This is a genomic window from Paenibacillus sp. GM2 (genome assembly GCF_900069005.2).
Lineage (GTDB): Bacteria > Bacillota > Bacilli > Paenibacillales > Paenibacillaceae > Fontibacillus.
Window position 1 is genome coordinate 183,499 of sequence record NZ_LN831278.1, and the last position, 20,117, is coordinate 203,615.

16 protein-coding genes and 1 pseudogene are annotated in these 20,117 nt (G+C 49.4%); 7 read left to right on the top strand and 10 right to left on the bottom strand.

Features of this window, described 5'->3' with window-relative positions; genetic code table 11:
• Positions 1-15 precede the first annotated feature (15 nt).
• From BN1360_RS07640 to BN1360_RS07650, 3 genes are read left to right on the top strand one after another with little or no spacing between them, the layout of a single operon-like run.
• The gene (locus BN1360_RS07640) at positions 16-1,077 is read left to right on the top strand and encodes an efflux RND transporter periplasmic adaptor subunit (protein WP_068779289.1); all 1,062 of its coding nucleotides are present in this window, start codon (positions 16-18) and stop codon (positions 1,075-1,077) included.
• Positions 1,074-1,763: an ABC transporter ATP-binding protein gene (locus BN1360_RS07645; protein ID WP_068779290.1), complete on the top strand. Its 690-nt coding sequence runs from the start codon at positions 1,074-1,076 to the stop codon at positions 1,761-1,763. The genes BN1360_RS07640 and BN1360_RS07645 overlap by 4 nt, the downstream gene beginning before the upstream one ends.
• On the top strand, positions 1,760-2,959 hold the full coding sequence (locus BN1360_RS07650) for an ABC transporter permease (RefSeq protein WP_068779291.1): 1,200 nt from the start codon (positions 1,760-1,762) through the stop codon (positions 2,957-2,959). The genes BN1360_RS07645 and BN1360_RS07650 overlap by 4 nt, the downstream gene beginning before the upstream one ends.
• A gap of 54 nt (positions 2,960-3,013) precedes the next feature.
• Here the strand turns inward: BN1360_RS07650 and BN1360_RS07655 are convergent, their stop codons facing one another.
• The 7 genes from BN1360_RS07655 to BN1360_RS07685 all read right to left on the bottom strand — a co-directional run bounded on the left by BN1360_RS07655 (position 3,014) and on the right by BN1360_RS07685 (position 12,353).
• Positions 3,014-3,721, bottom strand: a complete 708-nt coding sequence (locus BN1360_RS07655) for a Crp/Fnr family transcriptional regulator (RefSeq protein ID WP_068779292.1) — start codon at positions 3,719-3,721, stop codon at positions 3,014-3,016.
• 23 nt (positions 3,722-3,744) lie between these two features.
• Positions 3,745-5,610: a heavy metal translocating P-type ATPase gene (locus BN1360_RS07660; RefSeq protein ID WP_068779293.1), complete on the bottom strand. Its 1,866-nt coding sequence runs from the start codon at positions 5,608-5,610 to the stop codon at positions 3,745-3,747.
• A 20-nt stretch (positions 5,611-5,630) separates the two neighbouring features.
• A complete protein-coding gene (locus BN1360_RS07665) occupies positions 5,631-5,846 on the bottom strand; it encodes a heavy-metal-associated domain-containing protein (protein ID WP_068779294.1) in 216 nt (71 codons plus the stop codon).
• A gap of 191 nt (positions 5,847-6,037) precedes the next feature.
• A complete protein-coding gene (locus BN1360_RS07670) occupies positions 6,038-8,485 on the bottom strand; it encodes a glycoside hydrolase family 38 N-terminal domain-containing protein (protein WP_068779295.1) in 2,448 nt (815 codons plus the stop codon).
• Positions 8,486-8,498: 13 nt separating this feature from the next.
• On the bottom strand, positions 8,499-9,431 hold the full coding sequence (locus BN1360_RS07675) for an ROK family protein (protein WP_068779296.1): 933 nt from the start codon (positions 9,429-9,431) through the stop codon (positions 8,499-8,501).
• Entirely contained in the window at positions 9,421-11,247 is a 1,827-nt protein-coding gene (locus BN1360_RS07680) for a class I mannose-6-phosphate isomerase (RefSeq protein WP_068779297.1), read from the bottom strand. The genes BN1360_RS07675 and BN1360_RS07680 overlap by 11 nt, the downstream gene beginning before the upstream one ends.
• A gap of 197 nt (positions 11,248-11,444) precedes the next feature.
• Positions 11,445-12,353: a helix-turn-helix domain-containing protein gene (locus tag BN1360_RS07685; protein WP_068779298.1), complete on the bottom strand. Its 909-nt coding sequence runs from the start codon at positions 12,351-12,353 to the stop codon at positions 11,445-11,447.
• 258 nt (positions 12,354-12,611) lie between these two features.
• Between BN1360_RS07685 and BN1360_RS07690 the strand changes: the two genes are divergently transcribed.
• The 4 genes from BN1360_RS07690 (at position 12,612) to BN1360_RS07705 (ending at position 16,210) form a co-directional block, all read left to right on the top strand.
• The gene (locus tag BN1360_RS07690) at positions 12,612-13,190 is read left to right on the top strand and encodes a PspA/IM30 family protein (RefSeq protein WP_082789987.1); all 579 of its coding nucleotides are present in this window, start codon (positions 12,612-12,614) and stop codon (positions 13,188-13,190) included.
• Positions 13,191-13,229: 39 nt separating this feature from the next.
• Positions 13,230-14,261, top strand: a complete 1,032-nt coding sequence (locus BN1360_RS07695; protein WP_068779299.1) for a primosomal protein N' — start codon at positions 13,230-13,232, stop codon at positions 14,259-14,261.
• Positions 14,258-15,064, top strand: a complete 807-nt coding sequence (locus tag BN1360_RS07700; RefSeq protein WP_068779300.1) for a TPM domain-containing protein — start codon at positions 14,258-14,260, stop codon at positions 15,062-15,064. The genes BN1360_RS07695 and BN1360_RS07700 overlap by 4 nt, the downstream gene beginning before the upstream one ends.
• 129 nt (positions 15,065-15,193) lie before the next feature.
• Positions 15,194-16,210, top strand: a complete 1,017-nt coding sequence (locus BN1360_RS07705; protein WP_068779301.1) for an SPFH domain-containing protein — start codon at positions 15,194-15,196, stop codon at positions 16,208-16,210.
• Positions 16,211-16,956: 746 nt separating this feature from the next.
• Here BN1360_RS07705 and rhaM read toward each other — a convergent pair.
• The 3 genes and pseudogenes from rhaM to rhaB all read right to left on the bottom strand — a co-directional run bounded on the left by rhaM (position 16,957) and on the right by rhaB (position 20,088).
• Complete coding sequence (gene rhaM / locus BN1360_RS07710) at positions 16,957-17,271, bottom strand: L-rhamnose mutarotase (protein ID WP_068779302.1); 315 nt, start codon at positions 17,269-17,271, stop codon at positions 16,957-16,959.
• A 96-nt stretch (positions 17,272-17,367) separates the two neighbouring features.
• Positions 17,368-18,621: an L-rhamnose isomerase gene (gene rhaA / locus BN1360_RS07715; protein ID WP_068779303.1), complete on the bottom strand. Its 1,254-nt coding sequence runs from the start codon at positions 18,619-18,621 to the stop codon at positions 17,368-17,370.
• Positions 18,622-18,637: 16 nt separating this feature from the next.
• Positions 18,638-20,088: pseudogene (gene rhaB / locus BN1360_RS07720) on the bottom strand (rhamnulokinase).
• Positions 20,089-20,117: the final 29 nt, after the last annotated feature.

Here is a 20,117-nt window from a genome sequence, read left to right on the forward strand (position 1 = left end):
TGGGAGTGAGATCTTTTGTTGAAGAAGAAGTGGGTATGGGGTGTTATATTTGGCCTGGTGCTGATCGTGCTTGTGCTGGTCAATCTGAGAGGGTTAAATCGTACAGAAAGTGTAAGAGTAGCAGAGGCTACGGAAGGTGAGATTTTGGAGCAGGTCTATACGAATGGCCGGCTTGAACCGGTCAAGTCCGTTGAGATTTTCTCGCCGGTGGGCGGTGTGGTCCAAGCGCTTAATATCAAGACAGGGGATACGGTTACCGAAGGTCAAGCGCTGCTGACACTTAAGATGGACACCGTGAAGGAGCAGCTGGAGAAGGAGAAGCTCAGTCTGGAGTTGACCGAAGCCGAGAGGCTTGCTGCGAAGAGGCAGCATTTTGCCAAGTTCAAGCAGCAGATGGCTGAGGACCCTGAGCAAACGGTCGAAGAGCTCGACTTAACCTCCTACGATTTAAGAATTCGCAGCAGTCAATTGACGATTTCTTCCCTGGAGCAGCAGTTGAACAACAGCACGGTATACGCCTCGGCAGGTGGGGTAGTAACGCAGCTATCGGTCAAAGAGGGCCAGCTTATGGCTGAAGGCAGTCCGCTTGCAACCTTGGCCGATTTGTCCTCCTATAAGGTTAAAGCCAATCTGACAGAGCTGGATGCAGGCAAGGTAGCTGCGGGGATGAAGGCCGTAGTGACCGGTGAATCGATCTCGGGTACATATCATGGAGAGGTTACTTATCTATCCCCGACCGCTGTGCTGAACGATGCGGCTTCGAAGGATGCCTCTGTTGAAATGGAGGTCACGCTCCAGGATCAAGCCGCGGAGCTGCGTCCCGGATATAATGTGGCCCTTGAGATGGAAATACCGGACAAGCCCCGACTTCTCGTCCCGATCGAAGCTGTAAAGTATGAGGGCGAGGAAGCCTATGTTTTTAAAATTGAAGAAGACAGAGCTGTCAAATCAGTGATAAAAATCGGCAAAGAGGGAGGCGATCAGGTCGAGATCGTGACAGGAGTCTCCAAGGGTGACCGAGTTGTCGTAGGGGGCGCAGATCAACTTCACGATGGCGACAAGGTGAAGGTCGAATGATTACTTTGACGGACATCACCAAGGTATATAAAAATGGCTTGCTCGAGGTTCAGGCGCTCAGCCCGGTTACTTTACAGGTGGAGCGTGGAGAATTCATAGCGATTATGGGCTCTTCGGGCTCGGGCAAGTCTACGCTGATGAACATTATCGGTTGCCTGGATGTCCCGACGTCTGGCAGCTACGCGCTTGATGGGCAGGAAGTCCATACATTAAATGAAGATCAGTTGTCCAGAGTGCGGAACCAGAAGATCGGCTTTGTATTTCAAAGCTTTAATCTGCTTGGACGTCAGACGGTATTGCAAAATGTGATGCTCCCGATGATGTATGCCGGTATTCCCAGAGAGACAAGGCATGAGAGAGCGCTGGAGCTGCTGGCTAAGGTGGGTCTGGCTGATCGCGTAAAGCATCGTCCGACAGAGCTCTCCGGCGGCCAGAAGCAGCGCGTCGCTATTGCCCGCGCGTTAACGATGAAGGCGCCGATTCTATTAGCCGACGAACCGACCGGTAATCTGGATACGAAATCATCCTATGAGATTATGGAATTGTTTAAGCAAATCCATGCGGATGGGACGACGATTGTACTTGTCACCCATGAGCCTGATATTGCGGAACATGCTGACCGTGTGCTTCTCTTCGGCGATGGCAAGCTGCTCAAGGATACGCGCAAAGGAAGTGTGAGTCCATGAGTATTTGGGAGAGTATTCTTGTTGCACTGGACAATCTTCGCATTAATAAGCTGCGTTCTTTTCTGACCATGATCGGGATCGTATTTGGCGTCGCCGCGGTCGTTACTGTCGTATCGATCGGACAGGCGGGTCAGAAATCGATTATTTCTACCGTTTCGAGCTATAAAGATGGATATTTTGTCGTCTATAACAATTACTCCAGCGCACCATCCGGGGCGGATGCGGAGATTCGTCTTAGGGATTTAAATGAGGTTGCCAAGCTGCCAGGGGTCAGATATGTCTCTTCTTCGATTACATATTCACTGGCAACGAAGCTGAAGAATGAGGAGCTTAGATTCTCCATCACTGCAACGAAGTCGGACATGACGAAGATGATGAATCTCGATATGGTGGCTGGCCGATTCTTCAGCGCGCAGGAAGAGAGAGGGCGTCAGAAGGTAATCATTGTGGATAGCAAATACGCAATCAAGGCGTTTGGCTCTGAAGCAGGTGCGGTGGGGAGAAAGCTGGTCACCTCGACGGGAACCTATCGTATTATCGGCGTATACAAGCCGCAGGAGAGCATTCTGAGCGGAATGGAGGGGGAGCGTTATACGGGTTATGCTCCCATTACCACGATGCCAAGGGGCGAGGATGGGGATAATATACGTCTGGGTGTGATTGAGGTTCTCGCCTCGTCACCCGAAAATATGGACCAGACGGTGAAGGACGTGAAGGAGTGGTTCGCCAAGAAGAACAATGCGGATGTCGGACAGTATCTCTCTCAGACCGGGAAAGAAGCGGAGCAGATGGTGTCCAGCACCTTTAGCATTTTGCAGACGATCATTGGCTCCATTGCCGGCATTTCTCTGCTGGTTGGCGGTATCGGGGTCATGAACATTATGCTGGTCTCGGTAACTGAACGCACAAGGGAAATCGGGATTCGCAAAGCGATCGGCGCTACGCCGGGCACCATTATGGTGCAATTTATGATCGAGGCGATCATTTTGTCCTTTATCGGCGGGGCGCTTGGGGCATTGTTAGGGCTGTTTATTGCTTTCCTATTTGCTATGGTCACCGGCTGGCCATTTGTGGTGAGCATTTGGGCAATGGCATTAGCCTTTGGCTTCTCCGCTGCAGTAGGAATCTTCTTTGGTCTATACCCGGCCAATAAAGCCTCCAAGCTGCACCCGATTGAATCGCTGCGGTATGAATAAGGTAAGCAAATATCAATAACAAGGCCAGATCAATCAAGTATTTTCTATAAAATATTATGAAGAGACATCGTTCATCGCGGTGTCTCTTTTGCTGGATAACCCGGCGATATCGACAATTTTCATTTTCCTAGGGCCACTTAGTTCAATCAGCCCTTCCTCTTGAAAGGCAGCCAATTTTCTGCTTAGTGTCTCCTGGCTCATGCCTAGCTGTGAAGCAAAGTCCCCTTTTTTCATGCCCAGAACAATATTCCCCGACGCATCGGCTGAGCTTAATAAAGCTCCGGCTATACGTTGTTCTACGGAAGTAAGACTGATCTCCTCGATCAGGTTCTCTGCCTTTTCCAGACGTTTGCTCAGCACATCCATGACTTTAAAAGCGATGGTAGGATATTTCCCCATCCGCTCCATTAATTTGGAGCCTTCAATAATGCACAGGGTCGAGGTTTCTAATGCCTCCGCATTGTCTGTTAACGGAACAGAGCTGAACAAAGAGAGCTCACCCATAAATTCTCCCGGGCCGATCAGGCGAATCACCTGTTCCTTGCCATTTGGATTAAAGCGGGCTACCTTTACCTTGCCGGTATGCAAAACATATAGCTTTCCGCTCATATCTCCGGCTAAATACAGCATTTCCCCTTTTTTAAAGGTTTGCGCGGTGGTGATATGGGCAATTTCCAGCATCTCCTTGTCATTCAAGCCGCTAAATATCGGTACATTTTCAATACAATTTGCGTGGTTCTGCGTGTGGGAGCAGTTATCCATATAAGAATCCTCCAGTAACATCGTTATATCGCTATATTGGTCTTGGTTTTTGATTTTCCGAATCGCAATAGTCGAGTAGCATTGATAATAACTAATAATACCGACGCCTCATGTACAAGCATACCGAAGGAAAGGTTCACGGTCTTGATGAATATGCCTGCCAGTAACAAGCCTGCTACCCCAATCGCGAAAGCAATATTCTGTTTCATATTGCGCACAGTCGCGCGACTTAATCCCATCGCATAAGAGAGCCTCTTGATCTCCTGGGACATGAGCACGACATCAGCCGTCTCCATGGCCACATCTGCACCGGCGCCGCCAATCGCAATGCCCAGGTCCGCTTTAGCCAGCGCAGGCGCGTCATTGACCCCGTCGCCAATCATGGCGACCTTTCCATATTTCTCTTGAAGCTGATTCAGAACAGCAACCTTGTCTTCAGGAAGAAGCTCACTATAATATTCATCCAGTCCAACCTCTGCAGCGATAGCCTTAGCAGCATTCTGATTATCACCCGTCAGCATAATTACCTTTTTGACGCCTAAAGCTTTAAGGTTGGATACTAAGCTTCTCGCTTCCTCACGAACTGTATCTGCTATGGCTATTATACCAATAACTCTTTTATTGCAACCTACGATAACTACGGTTTGCCCCTTGGTCTCCTCGGCTACAAAATCATCCTCCTGCATAGCCAGGCTTATGCCGTGGTCCTCAAACAACCTTCTGTTGCCTATATAGTACTCTTCATTATTAAGTGTAAATTTAATGCCTCGCCCTGTAAGCATTTCCGCATTCTCCGATATTTCCGTAACGGGGCCGAGCTTGTCAGCGGCTTTGGAGAGGATGGCCCTTGCTAGCGGGTGCTCTGAATAAGCTTCACCCACTGCGGCTATTCGCAATAGCTCATCTTCACTGGTTCCATAGGCTTTCATCCGGGTGACACTTGGTTTGCCAACGGTTAAGGTTCCGGTTTTATCGAAGGCTACGGCCTTAACGGTACCCAGCTTCTCCATGATTTCCCCGCCTTTGACTAGTACCCCATGCTTGGCGCCATTTCCGATTCCTGCGACTATGGAGACCGGGGTCGAGATCACAAGCGCGCCTGGGCACGCGATGACTAACAAGGTCAGGGACAGATGGATATCCCTTGTAATGAGAAACATAATTATAGTTAACAAAATAATGGACGGTGTATAGTATCGAGAGAACTTCTCCAGAAATTTCTGCGTGTTCGCTTTTTTATCCTGGGCTTCCTCAACCATTTGCAAAATTCTGGCGAAGGTCGTATCATCCCCGACTTTTTCCGCTCTGATCATTAAATAGCCCGCTTCAATAACAGTTCCTGAAAAGACATTCTCTTCCACACTGCGGTTAACCGGGATCGATTCGCCGGTAATCGCGGCCTGATTGATATAAGCTGAACCCTCGATAATCGTACCGTCGATCGATATTTTCTCGCCCGGCTTCACCAGGACGATCTCGCCCGGGGCGACTTCCTCAGGCGGAAGTTCCACTTCCATGCCGTTTCTGATCACTCTGGTTCTATCCGGTGCCAGATTAAGGAGCGATTTGATCGAGGAGCGAGTCTTGTCGATGGTTCTTGATTCCAAATAGTCTCCCAGCATAAATAAGAAGGTGACTGCTGCAGCCTCCCAGTATTCCCCGATCAAGATGGCCCCGATGACTGCTATGGTTACAAGCGTATCAATCCCTACTATCTTGTATCTTAAGGCTCCGACAGCCCTTTTAATAATAGGAGCCCCCGCTACTACGGTAGTCGCTAACATAAGAATAACTGTAATTGCTTGATATCCCAGCAGTTCTTTTAGCAGTAACGACGCAGTCGCCAGTGAACCCGAGAGCAATGCCGTCTGACCTTTAGTGATTTTCATAACAAGACGCTCCATTTCTCTTATTTTTCTGCGAGAACCTTATAGCCTAATTTTTCGATACTCCCCTTGATAACTTCTGAAGAAGTTATGGATTCATTAAAGCTCACCTTGACCTTTGAAGAGTTGAACATGACCTCGGAGGTATGGATACCGCTGAGCTTCTTGAGCATTCCTTCGATTTTTGCGATGCAGCTGGGGCATGTTACTGTTTCTAATTGATAAGTTTTGGTTGTCATTTTCAACGGCCTCCTGATTTGAATGGATTTCCTTTCATGGCTTTAGTGTAAGTGATATTTCGAAGCGTTACTTTGACGGAGGTCAAAAACTGCAAAGTATATGCTGGAGAAAATAGCAAAGAGCATCGATCAAGCGATCGACGCTCTGTAAACAACGATTTACTAATAATATGCCTTGCAAATTCAGCAGATTAGCGAACCCTCCAGGTCAGAATACCGGCATTCATGCTGCGACACGCATCCATGGCGGCTTCCTGAGTCTGGTATTGCTCTCCCCAAGCTACAAGATAGCGAAATTCGTAAAATCCGCCCAAGGTCGCCGCGAAGTTGGTCTCCCAATAATTATTCATCGGCCAGGCATATAAATGAGCGGGGTCTTGCTGCAGCTTGGTGTCGCCGTGGAGCAGGCGAAACTGATGATTCAATGAACCGAGTTGAATGAGCGGCGTATCCGGCATGGCTATCGCGGTGCCATGATCAGCCGATACATAAGCAGCACCTTCGCCTACGCAATAGTAATCCGCCAAGCTGCCTGTCAATTGGTCTTTGCGCGGACGAGTCAGGGCATTCATTTTATCGATCCATAGCTCCTCGGTTTTACTTACAGCTGGACTTCCAAAAGGCAGAGAGATATATAAGTTCTCCGGATCCCAGATGCTATCCTTGTGGATACGAGCCGCGACATCCACCCGAGGATGCTGGGCGTAAGCTGTAACAAGCAGCGAATAATGAGAGCAGCCGGCTACCTCGAAGGTTAATTCCACGGTGCCGTACACATCGCCTTCGGTGATGACTTCGGCTTTCGTGAGTACTCCCGTTGAAGTAACAGCATCAGAGCCTTTGCGATTACGCCCCATTTTGCGCCGCACCTCGTACTGATCCTCGACCTTGGCTGCCCGGGTTACATCATATACGGGTGTAAAGGCGTGGTGATGGCGATCCTGACGCAGCATTTCCTTGTCCATGCGTTTATCGACCCAGGAGGTAATGCCATCTCCTTTGGCCCATGTGATGTGGACAAACGGGGTGTCTATATAGGTCGAGGTCACCTTGAATGCCCGTACATCACTCGTCACATCGAGATCCATCATTCGGTCAGCTCCAACATAGTCGTTGCGGTAGGCGGTTCTGAATTTACTGGATGGAACGGCCTGAATATGGACGGTTTTCTCCTCCCCGGGCTGAAGGGTAACGGGAATGCTTATAATGACGCCACGCGAGGCGAGCCGGAGCTGTGAAGGGTACAATTCGCCAGTGTCTACATCTCGCACCTCAAATCCATCTTTAATCAAGCTGTAGTGCCAGCTCTCCATTATAAGCTGGGCAAAATCCTCCTGAACGAAGTCGAAGGGATTGAATAGCTTGAATTTCATCGGTCGATGTGGAGATAGAAGTGCCTCTCCCTTATGCTCCAGAATGTCATAGAGCGCGCGATGTGCCGCAGCGCTCGCATTTGCCGCAAAGGCTTCTTTGCGCACGCCTAATTCCTGAACAAATGGATTCCACGGCTCGGTGACCGAGGAATGGTATCCCCACGTATGCTCTGCAAACAAGGCAAGTTGATATTCGATATCCCTCATGGTATCCGGGGATACGGTCTGGCAATATGGATCTAATCTCTTCACCTTGTGATACGCACGTACAGCTTCGCGGTAGACCTGCACATGCTTTGGCGTTGATCCTACGCCATCCGTCCACCAATCCGGCCAATCGCCGCGATGGACCGGGATATCCTCGGGATGGTTTGCCGCATGTTCCCGGACTTCCGTGAAGAATTCCTCTAAAGTCGACGATACGATCATGATCTGTTCCCCATGCTTGGCGTTCCACTGCTGGATGAACTCCATGACTTGTGGATTAGGAGAGCCATTGTCCGTCGGCAAGCCGGAGAACATGACCGGAGCGAAGCGGAACGCATAGCCATCCTGCTCCAAGCGTTGAATATAACGCTGGATTCGCGTCTCTGCGATCTCGAAGGTCACGCCTTGGCTGGTGTCGAGTTCATCCTTGATAGTATAGGAGCCGCCGATGCCCGGGATCAATCCGAGATCATTGCCGAACATATAGTGCTCGCCATTCCAGGTTAACAGCCGTTCGCCGCTGGGCATTTCCCACCAGAAGGGCTGCTGCTTCTTCCATAGGGGGTACATGGAATGGTGCGTATGAATACAGGTCATCAGGTTTTGAATGCCGGCATCGAGCAGGACCTGGCCATATCCCCAGCCAAAGCCGGTAATATCGGCTGTCATGGCGGATGTAACCGGAGCCTCAATAGACTTCCCATAGCTTTGAATGCGTCCGATCATTGACTCTAGCAGCTCCTTGTCCATCAATTCGCTCATATTGAGGTAGGTTCCGGAGAGACCGATCTCACCGTGGCGAACTGCCGCTGCAAATTCCGCCTTTTCCTGCTCGCTTGCTCTCTTCATAAAGGATTCAACCGGCCAAAATGTCTCACATACCCATTTAAAGCCTGCCCATTCCGGGTGGCGACCTGAACGAATTTCACGTAAAATTTGCAGGGCCTGACGTATGAAATTTACATGGTATTGCTGGATTTTCTCTTGGCGTTCCGTATACCCGATATCCGTATGAGAATGATGTATGGCGTAAATTTTCCACGGTTTTTGACTTGGCATGTAGATCTCTCCTTTAAAGTTTGTGACAAAAGCGGAACATATGTGAAATACCCAGGAATGTGTTTTCTAGCATCCGTTCTGAGGTGTGTATTTGAATGCGATGCTGATCGGCGAAGCTTTGCAGGGCCCCGCTGAATAAATGAAAGCTTTTGGAGAGCTGTCCTCCAAATACGAGAAGATCGGGTTGATAGGCCTGAATGTACGGAATAAGCATATCAGCCAGGCGATGGCCAAACTCCATAAAAACCTCTTGGGATAAACGATCACCGGCTATAGCATCTTCAGCCAGCTCCTTCACATCGAGATCAGGCTTCATCACCCCCAGACTGCGGGCGAGCTGGAGGATTCCCCGCTTGGAGAAAGCATCATCCACGATTCCATCACGGTAAGGTTGATTGTACAGCCAGCCGTTGGCCGGAATGCCCTGGGAATGATCCATGATGGTGGATTTGTCGATATAAGCAGAGCCCAGTCCGGTGCCTAAAGTTAGCGCCATGAAGCGAGCCTGCGGATAATTCGTGCTAAAGCCTAACGCAAATAATCTGGCATCATTCTCAAACCTGATCTCTGCCGATTGAAGCGGTCGCGCCCAGGAGCCTTGTTCTTGTGCCAGCCGCTCATATAAGGCCTCTTTTACATGATATCCGTAAAGCGATTCGAATTTATCCAATCCCTGAACGTAGCAAATGCCTTGCTTATAATCAAAGGGGCCGGGAAAGGCCAAACCGATCCGCCAATGACCGTCTTGTTCTATGAATTGCGAATGGTAAAAATCCGCCTGGTATTTAAAAATATGAATCAATTGCTCGATAATCGTCTCCTGGTCTTGGTCTGCCAACGAGGGAAATTCCTTCTGGCTAGCGGTTATAGGGACATGGTTCAGCAGGATGCAGCTTTTGATATAGCTTCCCCCTACATCAAGCGCAATAACGATGTTACGCTTCAATGAGACTCACATCCCAGGTCTGGGATACGCCTGCTTTAATCAGTTTGCATGGCCCATTGCCAAGATTAACGATTCGGTAAGCTCCGAAGTGGGCAGGCAGAATATAGGATTCAGCATATTTCAACTCAACCTGCACAGATTCATCCGCGCATGATATGATCCGTACCTGTTCGCCCTCGACGAGATTGTACATCACCATTTCAGCGTTCGTATGATCCTCCCATGTATCATGCAAATGCACTCGATGGACATAAAACAGTAAATCAGCATGCTGACCTAATAAATACTCCTCGTTACCGTTCTGCGACCGCAGCAGGGTTGGGGATGGAATAAGATGCTCCTCAACCCAGTTCGTCTTCTTGAAGAAGTCGATATTCTCAAACGCATGATCGATATTGATGGGGCGTGGTTTTCCGTCCAGGCCCTGACGCAGATAATCATAGATTTTGAAGGTGAACCACCATGTAGTAGATGAGATTTCAAGCACTAGATTATCTTTGCCCGAGGCGTGTACTGTTCCAGTTGGGATAAGGAAGAGATCGCCCTTCTTCGCAGGATAAGAGTTAACATAATCCGTGATCTCCATCGGGATTCCAGTCTCTTGAGCGGTTTGGACAGCGGTATAGAAGCCCTCTTTGGTACAGGACTCCGTCAGCCCCAGGTACACCTCGGAGCTGCCCTTATTCTCCATAATATAATAGGACTCCTGCTGCGCCATGAACTCGTTGAACTGGTTACGGATATATTCCTGCTTCGGATGAACCTGACAGGACAAATTACTGCCATCCATCGTATCCAGATAGTCAAAGCGAATCGGAAAATAATCGCCAAATAGCTTAACGAGCCGTTCTCCGAGAATCGAGGCATGTTCATAGTGCATGATCAGGAGAAAGGGAACTTCGATCTGCTTGCCTTCATATTCCATGATGATAGAGTTCTCCGGAGCGATCGGTTCAAAGCTCCACGCGCAGTTGACCCAATCTGCGGGCAGATCGGCGATTTTTTTGAGGTACTGACCACCCCAAACCCCTGGCGCAAAAAACGGCTTCACACGCATAGGCGCCTGAGCGATACTGGAGATCATTTGACGCAGCGTACAGGTTGTTGTCATCACGGGAGCCTCAGGTTGATTCATATCGATATAGTAGTGGACAGCGTTCAAAATCTGCTTGCGATAGGTTTCAAAAATAGGCCATTCCACAAACAGCGCTATTTTGTACTTCTCTGTGTCATCTTCGTTCTTATCGAATCCGAAATTCAACAGCTGCTGCTTGTACTCGATTTGCTGATGCTCGCGTGAGATATCCAGGAAGTAGGCAATGTCGAAATTACCGTCGCCCAGCCAATAAGCACCAGGACCATAGGTGATGACACAAAGTGGTCTGGAAGAATGAGCGGCTGTTCTCGCATCATGTAGGGTACTGATGGCCTCCTGCTTGGCGTTGGGCCGAAAATAATCTTCAATCGTCCCTCCTGTGAAATAGCCGAAGGCGCGGTTATCCGTAATATTCTGCTGAAAATGCTGACGCAGGACCTCACTTGTCTTGATAAAGCGGCTTGTATCCAAGACAAGAGTGGAGTAGCCCTGTTGCTCAAGCGCTTCGATCATGCTGTGCAGAACCGGCTGGAACTGGGCTCCATGAGTTCCATCAAGAGCGATGTGAATGAGGTCAGGCCGAGCCTGCTCGGCCAGAGAGATCAATGGGGCGGATATCGCTTCATATCCTTGCTGCAAGCCAGCCTTAGCATAAGGTATCGCCGAATCAGGCTGGATCGGATAAGAACGAACGGGGTTGACAGGCTTTTTTTGAAACATTCAAGCCACACTCCTATACAAATGATTAGCTTCATTGTAAGGAGAATTAAGACGTAAATCTTTAGAAACAGGCCCCTGTTTTTTGTACAATTCGGACATTGCGAGTGAGAGCGAGTGAGAGGATATGTGGTTGACCGACCGCCGTCATGCAGCGAAGCACCGCGCGCTGGGAGCTGCGCGCGGTGTGGAAAACCGAGTCAGGTCTGCTTTCTATTTTGCCGTCCATCCGTAAATTGAGCTTTTCGGAACTTGGCCGGGGCAACGCCCAGCTTTCTTGTAAATACACGGGTAAAATAATGGACCGATTCAAACCCGGCGCGTTCAGCGATATCCTTGATAGCTAAGTCACTATTAAGCAGCCATTCTTTGGCCTTTTGTACCCTTCGTTCCTGCACATAATGCACAAAGGTTTGGCCTAACTGGGTGCGGAACAGCCTGGATAAGTGCCGCGAGGAAATACCAAGCTCTTGAGAGACCTGCTCCATTCGTAAAGGTGAAGAGAGATTATCCTCTATATAAAGCTTGGCTCGTCTCCACTGACGATGCTCTTCGGTGTCCTCATTTAGAGCATCGTCATTTATATTCGGCGCGGAAGAGAGTCCATGCAGAAAGGATAGAAATAGCGAGAGGACAAGGTGCTGCAGCATGTCTCCAGGGATAGGCCGTGTACTCCCGATCAGGTCTAGAATCGTCTGCCAAATCTGCGCTGTGATCTGAGCGTCTTCCGGGCTGGCGATAATCTTGCCATGGTGAGCTATGCTGCGGAAGCCTCTTGTATAAGCTTCAGAGGTCTGCGATTCATCGACTTCAAAAGCTACAAAAAACAAAGCAAGGCCCTGTTCACTGCGAATTTGATGCCATACCCCGGGCTTAGAACAGAATAAAGTTCCAGTCTGCAATGGATAATCGACACCGTTGTCTGTGTACTCGCCGGCGCCCTCCAACACGTAGCAAATTTCAAAAAAGGAGTGCCGGTGCAGAGAGTTGTTGTAATGAAGAGGCATGAAGCCCCAATAGTGAATTTTGAAACCTGCCTGATTCCCGCTAATTCGTGAGATATGTTGGTTAAGAAGGGAGTTCGCTCTTCTGAAGGCTTCATAAGACATGGGTACCCTCCGATTAGACATAAAGTATTATTTTTGATTCTAGCAAATATATTCCGACTTCACCAAGGCAGACTCAAATCAGGTTATTATGAGCCTGCATAATTAGCACTTATGAAGCCAATTTCGGGGTGCGAATTTACCTTGATGCCGGGAAGCAATGAAGGTATGTTATATATTGTATTGCCCCCGATTGAAACTTTTTGCCTGGAACTGCTGTATTATATGGAAGATGTACTTCTAGGAAGGGAGCGGTAATTGGTGGGGATTTTTTCAAGACTGAAGAATATGACGAGAGCCAATGTAAACTCTTGGAGAGATCAATCGGATGATCCTGGAAAGTCGATGGACGAGTATATGCGCAGCTTAAACAGTGATCTGGGGAAAGTGAAAGCAGAGACGGCTTCTTTGCTCGCGGAGGAGCGAAGGGCAAAGAACGCGCTGGACGAGTGCTGTGCCGAAATCATAAAAATGCAGCGATATGCAGATAAATCGGTAGAAGCAGGCAATGAGGCTGAATCGCGGAAGTTTCTGGAGCAAGCAGGGAAGCTTGGCGAGAGGCTAAATGACCTGCAGAATGCCTACAATCTGGCTGCTTCAAAGGCGGCCAGCATGAAGCAGGTTCAGGATAGACTGATAGCGGATCTGGCAGCGCTGGAGCAGAGACGAATCGAACTGAAGGGAAAGCTGGCTGAAACCAGACTCCAACAGGAATTGAGTTCTGACGGTCTATCCTCCGGTCAGGCCTCGTTCCGGGACATTGAAGAGCGGATGACACGGGCGATCCATGAGGCGGAAGCGCTGGCCGAGCTTCGGAAGGATGATCCGAATAACAAGTAATCTTGTTTTTGGTTATTTTAATGTGATTGAGGTGAGCAGATGAACGTAATTGAGTACAAGTGTCCGAATTGCGGCGGCGGTATGGTCTTTGATTCGGAGAAAGGAACACTGACCTGCCATAGCTGCGGCAGACAGGATAATATCGAGCAGAGCCAGGATCCTCTTGGCCAGCAGACAATCCAGGCAGGAGAAGTGCAGGAATACCATTGCACAAGCTGCGGTGCGGTCATTATTGCAGATGTGGACACAGCGGCTACGACGTGTAATTTCTGTGGTTCCGCTGTCGTTCTTGGCGATCGCTTGAGCGGGAGGCTCGCCCCCTCGTTAGTGATTCCCTTCTCGATCAGTAAGGAGCAGGCGACGCAGGCTTTCAAGAAATGGTGCAGAAATGGCCTGCTGACCCCAAGCGGATTTATGGCCGCCAATCGGATCAAAGGGATGACAGGAGTGTATATCCCCTTCTGGTTGTATGAATTACATAACAAGGTGGATGCCCATGGACATGCGACGAAGGTGCGGACGTATACCATGGGGGATTACCGCTACACGGAAACGAAGCATTTTGATATCTATCGGGGGTTGCGTCTGAACTATTTACGCGTACCGATCGATGCCTCGAAGAAGATGGATGATAAGCTGATGGATCGCCTGGAGCCCTTTCCCTATGAACAACTTAAGAGCTTCAAGACTCCTTATTTGGCCGGTTATGCAGCGGAGAAGTACAGCTATACCGAGACGGATCTGCTGCCACGGGCTAAGGATAAGATCAGGCAGTATATCGAAGAGTCAATCTCTTCATCCGTATCGGGATATACGACCTTCCATTTTACCGATAGGCAGATTGATACGAAAATGAGGAATGCAGAGTGCTGTATGGTGCCGGTCTGGATGTTCCAATACGACTTTAACCGCAAGAGCTACACCTTCGCGATGAATGGCCAGACAGGCAAAGTGGTAGGCAAGCCCCCGCTTAGCATGGGGAAGGTGGCAGCATGGTTTGCCGGTGTTACCAGCTTTTCCTTCCTGGCACTTAAGCTTATCTCTTGGGCGATGGGGGGAGGGTTTCTATGAAGAAACGTGGTGGTGCATTACTAGGTTTAGCGGCCGTTCTGCTGCTTCTGGCCGGATATCTGTTTGGCCCGGCTCCATTTGCTGCAGCTGAAGAGACGAAAAAATTAATCTTCGATAAAGCGAATCTGCTTACAGAGGATGAATATCTTAAGCTGAATAAGCTGGCTAATGAATTAGGAGCCAAAAGAGACACGGACATTATAATTATTACCACCCATAATGATCAGAACCTGGATGTCGTAGCGATTACGGAAAAGTTCTATGATACTCAGGCACCGGGGTACGATAAGCCGCATGGCAATGCGGTCCTTCTAACACTGGATATGAGGAATCGCGAGGTGTATCTGGCCGGATTCTATAAAGCAAAGGATTATTTGGGCGATGATAGACTAGATAAGATCCGCGGCAAGATAACACCGGATTTCTCCGAGGGCAATTATGGGCAAGGATTCGAGAAATATATCAGAACGTCCTATAAATATTTAGGCTTCAAGCCCGGGGTGAACCCGGACAATATTATGTTTAATATTTGGTTCCAATTGGCCCTGGCCTTGGCGATTGGAGCCATAGTAGTTGGTACTATGGCTGCTCGTACTGGCGGACGTGTCACGGTGAGCCGGCAAACCTATGAGGATGGCAGTACGTCAGGGATCGTGGGCAAGGAGGATCGGTACATTCGGACAACGGTCACGAAGCAAAAGATCGAGAAAAGCTCCGGCAGCTCCAGCAGTTCCGGTGGAGGCGGCGGTGGCGGAATTACCGGCGGGGGACACTCGCACAGCGGCAGCAGAGGCTCGTTCTGAATATCAGGGGAGCTCAAAATGCCCGCTGAATTCACTGAAGCGCCATATCGAAAGTACATGCTATGGCTACGGTGCGGATAGACCGGTTTTTTAAACAAAAACGATAAGAAATTTTGGGAGGGGATTTAGATGGGATTTTTTAAGAATCAATTTGCCAACGTTGTAGAATGGGAAGAGTTCCGTGATGATATGATCTTCTGGAAGTGGAGCAACCGGGAGATCAAGAAGGGCAGTAAGCTGATTATCCGTGCAGGTCAGGACGCTATTTTTATGAATGGCGGCAAGATCGAGGGGATTTTCCAGGAAGACGGAGAGTATAACATCGAATCCGAGATCATTCCGTTCTTATCTACGCTAAAAGGCTTCAAGTTTGGCTTTAACAGCGGTATGAGGGTGGAAGTCCTCTTCGTGAACACGAAGGAATTTACTGTGAGATGGGGGACCCAGAATCCGATTCTGATCCCGACTGCGCAGCTTCCAGGCGGCATGCCGATTCGTGCGAACGGTACGTTCAATTTTAAAGTCAATGATTATGTGACGCTGATCGATCGAATCGCCGGAATGAAGGAGAGCTACCTTGTTGAGGACGTCAAGATCCGCATCACTTCCATACTGGATCAGCTATTAATGAAGTGGATCAGTCGCGAAGGCAAGGACATGTTCAATCTGCAGGCTAATGCCTCCGACATCGCCAAGGGGATTCGCGAGGATCTGGATATGGAAGTTATGGCGAATGGTATGACAATCACAGGCTTCCAGGTGATGAGCTTCAATTATCCACAAGAAATTCAGGATATGATCACGAAGACGGCATCCCATGAAATGATCGGCAACTTGCAGAAATATCAGCAAGTCAGCATCACCGATGCCATGGCCTCCGGTAAATTGCAGGGCGGTGGCGCAGCTTCGGATATGGCCGGGATGATGATGGGAATGAACATGGCGAATGAAATGATGAAAAATATGAATCAAGGTACAAATCAAGGTGAGAATCCGCAGTCAGCCGCCGGGAGCCCATCCCAGCAGCCCGTCAACACCCCTTCGGCTCCACAAGCAGGCGGCGCTAAACCGAACTTCTGTCCAAACTGCGGCGCGAAGAACGAAGGTGCTAATTTCTGTCCGAATTGCGGTCAAAAGCTGGGCTAATTAGAGGATAGTATATATAGAAGGTATAGAAGATAATCTGAAGAAAAAAGTTTACCGCAGAGCGTGCATAACTGACCGAGCTTGCATCCTGCGGTTTTTCATTGATGTTTGTCTGGGGGATGACGTAAGACGTAAGTAGGATCGTGGATTGCCTTAGATTCCAGTAACCTTTCTCGATTCCTTTATCCGCTGCTGCCGGAAAGCGTGTGAGTACAATAAGAACATAGTGAAGAACATAGAAGGACCACTCGTTACCTCCATCGAAGAGCACCTTTATGTGGACATGCGGCCGTTTGCTCCTTATTCCGTCTTCTAACGAAACACCATATCGCTATTAGGGCCAAAACAGACGTGAATAAAATCTAACGAAACACCATATCATTATTCGGACAAAAAAAGGGGTAAAAGCTGCTTATTTGGCTCAATAACGATATCCTGTTTCGTTAAAATTCCAAGCGGGCCGATTTGGTGCAAATAGCGATACCACGTTTCGTTAGAGATCGTTATGCAGTGCTCAATTAGAACACGCATTAGTGAACGCTGAAGCGGCGTGCTTGGAATAACGGATTCGTTAAAATTCCAAGCGGGCCGATTTGGTGCAAATAACGATACTACGTTTCGTTAGAGATCGTTATGCAGTGCTCAATTAGAACACACATTAGTGAGCGCTGAAGCGGCGTGCTATGGAATAACGGATGTTTTGCGAATAGTGAAAAGGAGCCGCAGGTCTGCGGCTCCTTTTTGATTCATGGCAAGTAGAACACTTGCTTCAGGTTTTTCGTCACAGGGCTGTTGTCGGGATTGGACTTCATAATGGGGGCCATATAAGCCCACCATTTTTTGCAGATGTCTGTCTCTGCGATTTTATCGAAATCGGCTTGACTCTCAACCTCCAGATAAGCGAACAGGGTATCGGACTCCTGATCGAGGAAGATCGAGTAGTTGGAAGCGCCGTGTTCCTTCAGGGCCTGCTTCATGTCCGACCATAGCTGATTATGGCGTTTGTGATATTCAAATTGATTCCCCGGAAGTAAATACATGATGCATGCGATTCTTTCCATGACGGATGATGTCCTCCTCTCGGTGCGATTTCTCGTTGAACGGGTAAAGATCCAGAGCCAAGCAGCCGGAGCGTTCAACTTCTATATTTAATGACTCTATCGCTTCAGAAGTACCCCTTCTTCGTAAGCTTGTGCTTTCTTGAACCACTCCAGACCTACAGGTACGCCATTAATTTCACAAAAATGGTTCCATATATCGCCATAAGGGAAATCCTTCAATTCCTCAGTGATGACCATTCGTGCGGTGAAGTCGTTCGCCAGTTCCAGCTTCTTCAGTTCTTCGGTTGGCTCCAGGAAGGCCCTTAGCAGAGCCTTCTGCGTGTTGCGCGTGCCGACTACCCAGGCCGCTACACGGTTGATCGTGGCATCGAAGAAATCGAGTCCGATATGGGTAACCTTCAGCAGATCGTTGCGCACCAGCTCACGCCCGATCTCCATTAGCTCGTCATCCATCAATACGACATGGTCGCTATCCCAGCGAACCGGACGGCTGACATGCAGCATAATTCCCTTGCTGAACAGCGCCAGTGAAGAGAGCTTATTGGAGATAACCTCCGTCGGATGGAAGTGTCCGGCATCCAGACAGATCAGCTTATTGCGCGTAATACCGTAGCCCATATAAAATTCATGCGATCCGACTGTATAAGCTTCGGCACCGATACCAAACAGCTTGCTTTCGACCGATTCCTGCGTATAGGCTTCATCCAGCTTCTCGGCAAATATTTCGTCCAGAGCATCCATCAGGCGTTGACGCGGCGCCAGGCGGTCGATCGGATTATCCTTCATCCCATCGGGAACCCAGAAATTGTTGATGCTTGTCTGGCCAAGCTCTTTACCGAAATACGCAGCGATCTTACGGGTACGTTTGCCGTGCTCCACCCAGAAATCGCGAACGCTTTTGTCCGGGGAGGCTAGGGTGTAGTTATCTTTAAACATCGGATGAGAAAAGAATGTTGGGTTGAAGTCGAGCCCCAGCCCTTGCTTCTTCGCCCAATCAACCCAAGTTGCAAAATGCTTGGGCTCCAGCTCATTCAGGTCCACTTTCTCGGAGGTATCCCTATAGATCGCATGCAGGTTCACTTTGTGCTTGCCTGGAATGAGGGAGAAGGCTTGCTCCAGGTCGGCGCGCAGCTCCTCCGCTGTTCTGGCTGCGCCGGGATAATGACCGGTGGCCATAATACCGCCCGTCAAATCGCCGCGGGGGTTCATGAAGCCCTTCACATCATCCCCCTGCCAACAATGTACTGAAATCTTAACCTTTTGCAGCTTCTCCAGCGCTTGGTCCGTGTCGACTCCGATGGCTGCATAACGTTCCTTCGCTGCTTGATAACATGCTTCAACTTGACTCATCAATATGGCCTCCCATTTATTTATTGCTGATGATCTCGTTATAGGCTTTTAGGATAAGGGATGTATCCCCTTGTTGTGGTGGGTACTCTTCGATGGCACAAGAATTCCGAATCAGCTCACGCGCTTCCCGCACATTCCCCAGCTCATGGTCAGCAATCATTTGCACGCATAGGTTTCCGATTGCTGTCGCTTCGGAAGGGCCGGCGTAGACCGTGATCCCTGCCAGATTGGCGGTCCATTGGTTAAGCATCGCCACATGGCTGCCGCCGCCAACGATGTAGAGCGAATCGATTTCACGCCCGGTCATTCGCTTCATTTGTTCCAGCTCCTTGGCATAACGCAGCGCCAGACTGCCGTACACGCAATGGGTCAATTCACCGATTGACCCGGGAATCTCCTGGCCCGTCTCGCGGCAGTAGTCCTGAATCTCGGTGATCATATGACCCGGATGGTTGAAGCGCGGATCATTAACGTCAATCAACTGCCTGAAGGGCGGATATTGGCTGGCCTGGTCGGCCATTTCCGCGAAGCTGTATTTGTAATCCGTATTTCTGGCGATCTCCTGCACCATCCATAACCCCATAATGTTCTTCAGGAAGCGATAGGTGCCGTATGCGCCCCATTCATTGGTATAGTTCTCTGCAAAAGCTATCGGCTCACACACGGGCTCGGGCAGCTCCATTCCAATCAACGACCAGGTGCCGCTGCTCAGGAAGGCCCAGTTCTTGCCCAGAGCCGGGGTTCCAACTACCGCAGAGGCGGTATCATGAGTAGCCACTGTAATTACATGGCAAGCGGGGATATCGTACCTCTCATGCCATTTTGATTGGAGCTCCCCAGATAGGTGCCTGCATCGGTAAGCTCCGCAAATTGATTGCGATCTATTTTTAGAAAATTCAATAACTCCCGATCGAAGTTCTGTTCGCGTAAATTCAGCATTTGCATGGTGGAAGCATTGGTCGCCTCAGCAACTCTTCTGCCGGTCAGCACGTAGCCGATATAATCGGGGATGAGCAGAATTTGCTCCGCTTGCCTGATGCGTTCCGGCTCCTCTGCATACAACTGGTACAACGTGTTGAGCTCAAGAAATTGGATGCCGGTTCTCTCGTAAATATCTTGCTTCGGTATTTTTGCGGTCAGCTCGGTGATTTTGCCGGCGGTGCGGCGGTCCCGATAGCTGATCGGGTCGGCCAGCTTCTCGCTATTCGGCCCAACAAGCACGTAATCCACCGCCCAGGTATCGATGCCTAACGTGCATTCTGTGAGGCCTTCTTGCCGCAGCTTCTCTAATCCGGTGAAGATCCCGCCAATAAGTCCGTCGATATCCCAGCGCTCATGCCCGTCGCGAAGGGAGAAGCTATTCTTGAAGCGATGCACCTCGCGAACCCGCAGCTTGCCTTCCACCACGTTGCCAAGCATAAGCCGTCCGCTGGAAGCGCCGATATCCACTGCAAGGTAGCTCTTCATGTCAATCCCGTCCCCTCTTGGTAAAGCGG

Coding starts and splice junctions, on each gene's coding strand:
- BN1360_RS07645 (WP_068779290.1), top strand. CDS start 1,074: ATGATTACTTTGACGGACATCACCAAGGTATATAAAAATGGCTTGCTC.
- BN1360_RS07650 (WP_068779291.1), top strand. CDS start 1,760: ATGAGTATTTGGGAGAGTATTCTTGTTGCACTGGACAATCTTCGCATT.
- BN1360_RS07655 (WP_068779292.1), bottom strand. CDS start 3,721: ATGGATAACTGCTCCCACACGCAGAACCACGCAAATTGTATTGAAAAT.
- BN1360_RS07660 (WP_068779293.1), bottom strand. CDS start 5,610: ATGAAAATCACTAAAGGTCAGACGGCATTGCTCTCGGGTTCACTGGCG.
- BN1360_RS07665 (WP_068779294.1), bottom strand. CDS start 5,846: ATGACAACCAAAACTTATCAATTAGAAACAGTAACATGCCCCAGCTGC.
- BN1360_RS07670 (WP_068779295.1), bottom strand. CDS start 8,485: ATGCCAAGTCAAAAACCGTGGAAAATTTACGCCATACATCATTCTCAT.
- BN1360_RS07680 (WP_068779297.1), bottom strand. CDS start 11,247: ATGTTTCAAAAAAAGCCTGTCAACCCCGTTCGTTCTTATCCGATCCAG.
- BN1360_RS07685 (WP_068779298.1), bottom strand. CDS start 12,353: ATGTCTTATGAAGCCTTCAGAAGAGCGAACTCCCTTCTTAACCAACAT.
- BN1360_RS07695 (WP_068779299.1), top strand. CDS start 13,230: ATGAACGTAATTGAGTACAAGTGTCCGAATTGCGGCGGCGGTATGGTC.
- BN1360_RS07700 (WP_068779300.1), top strand. CDS start 14,258: ATGAAGAAACGTGGTGGTGCATTACTAGGTTTAGCGGCCGTTCTGCTG.
- BN1360_RS07705 (WP_068779301.1), top strand. CDS start 15,194: ATGGGATTTTTTAAGAATCAATTTGCCAACGTTGTAGAATGGGAAGAG.
- rhaM (WP_068779302.1), bottom strand. CDS start 17,271: ATGGAAAGAATCGCATGCATCATGTATTTACTTCCGGGGAATCAATTT.
- rhaA (WP_068779303.1), bottom strand. CDS start 18,621: ATGAGTCAAGTTGAAGCATGTTATCAAGCAGCGAAGGAACGTTATGCA.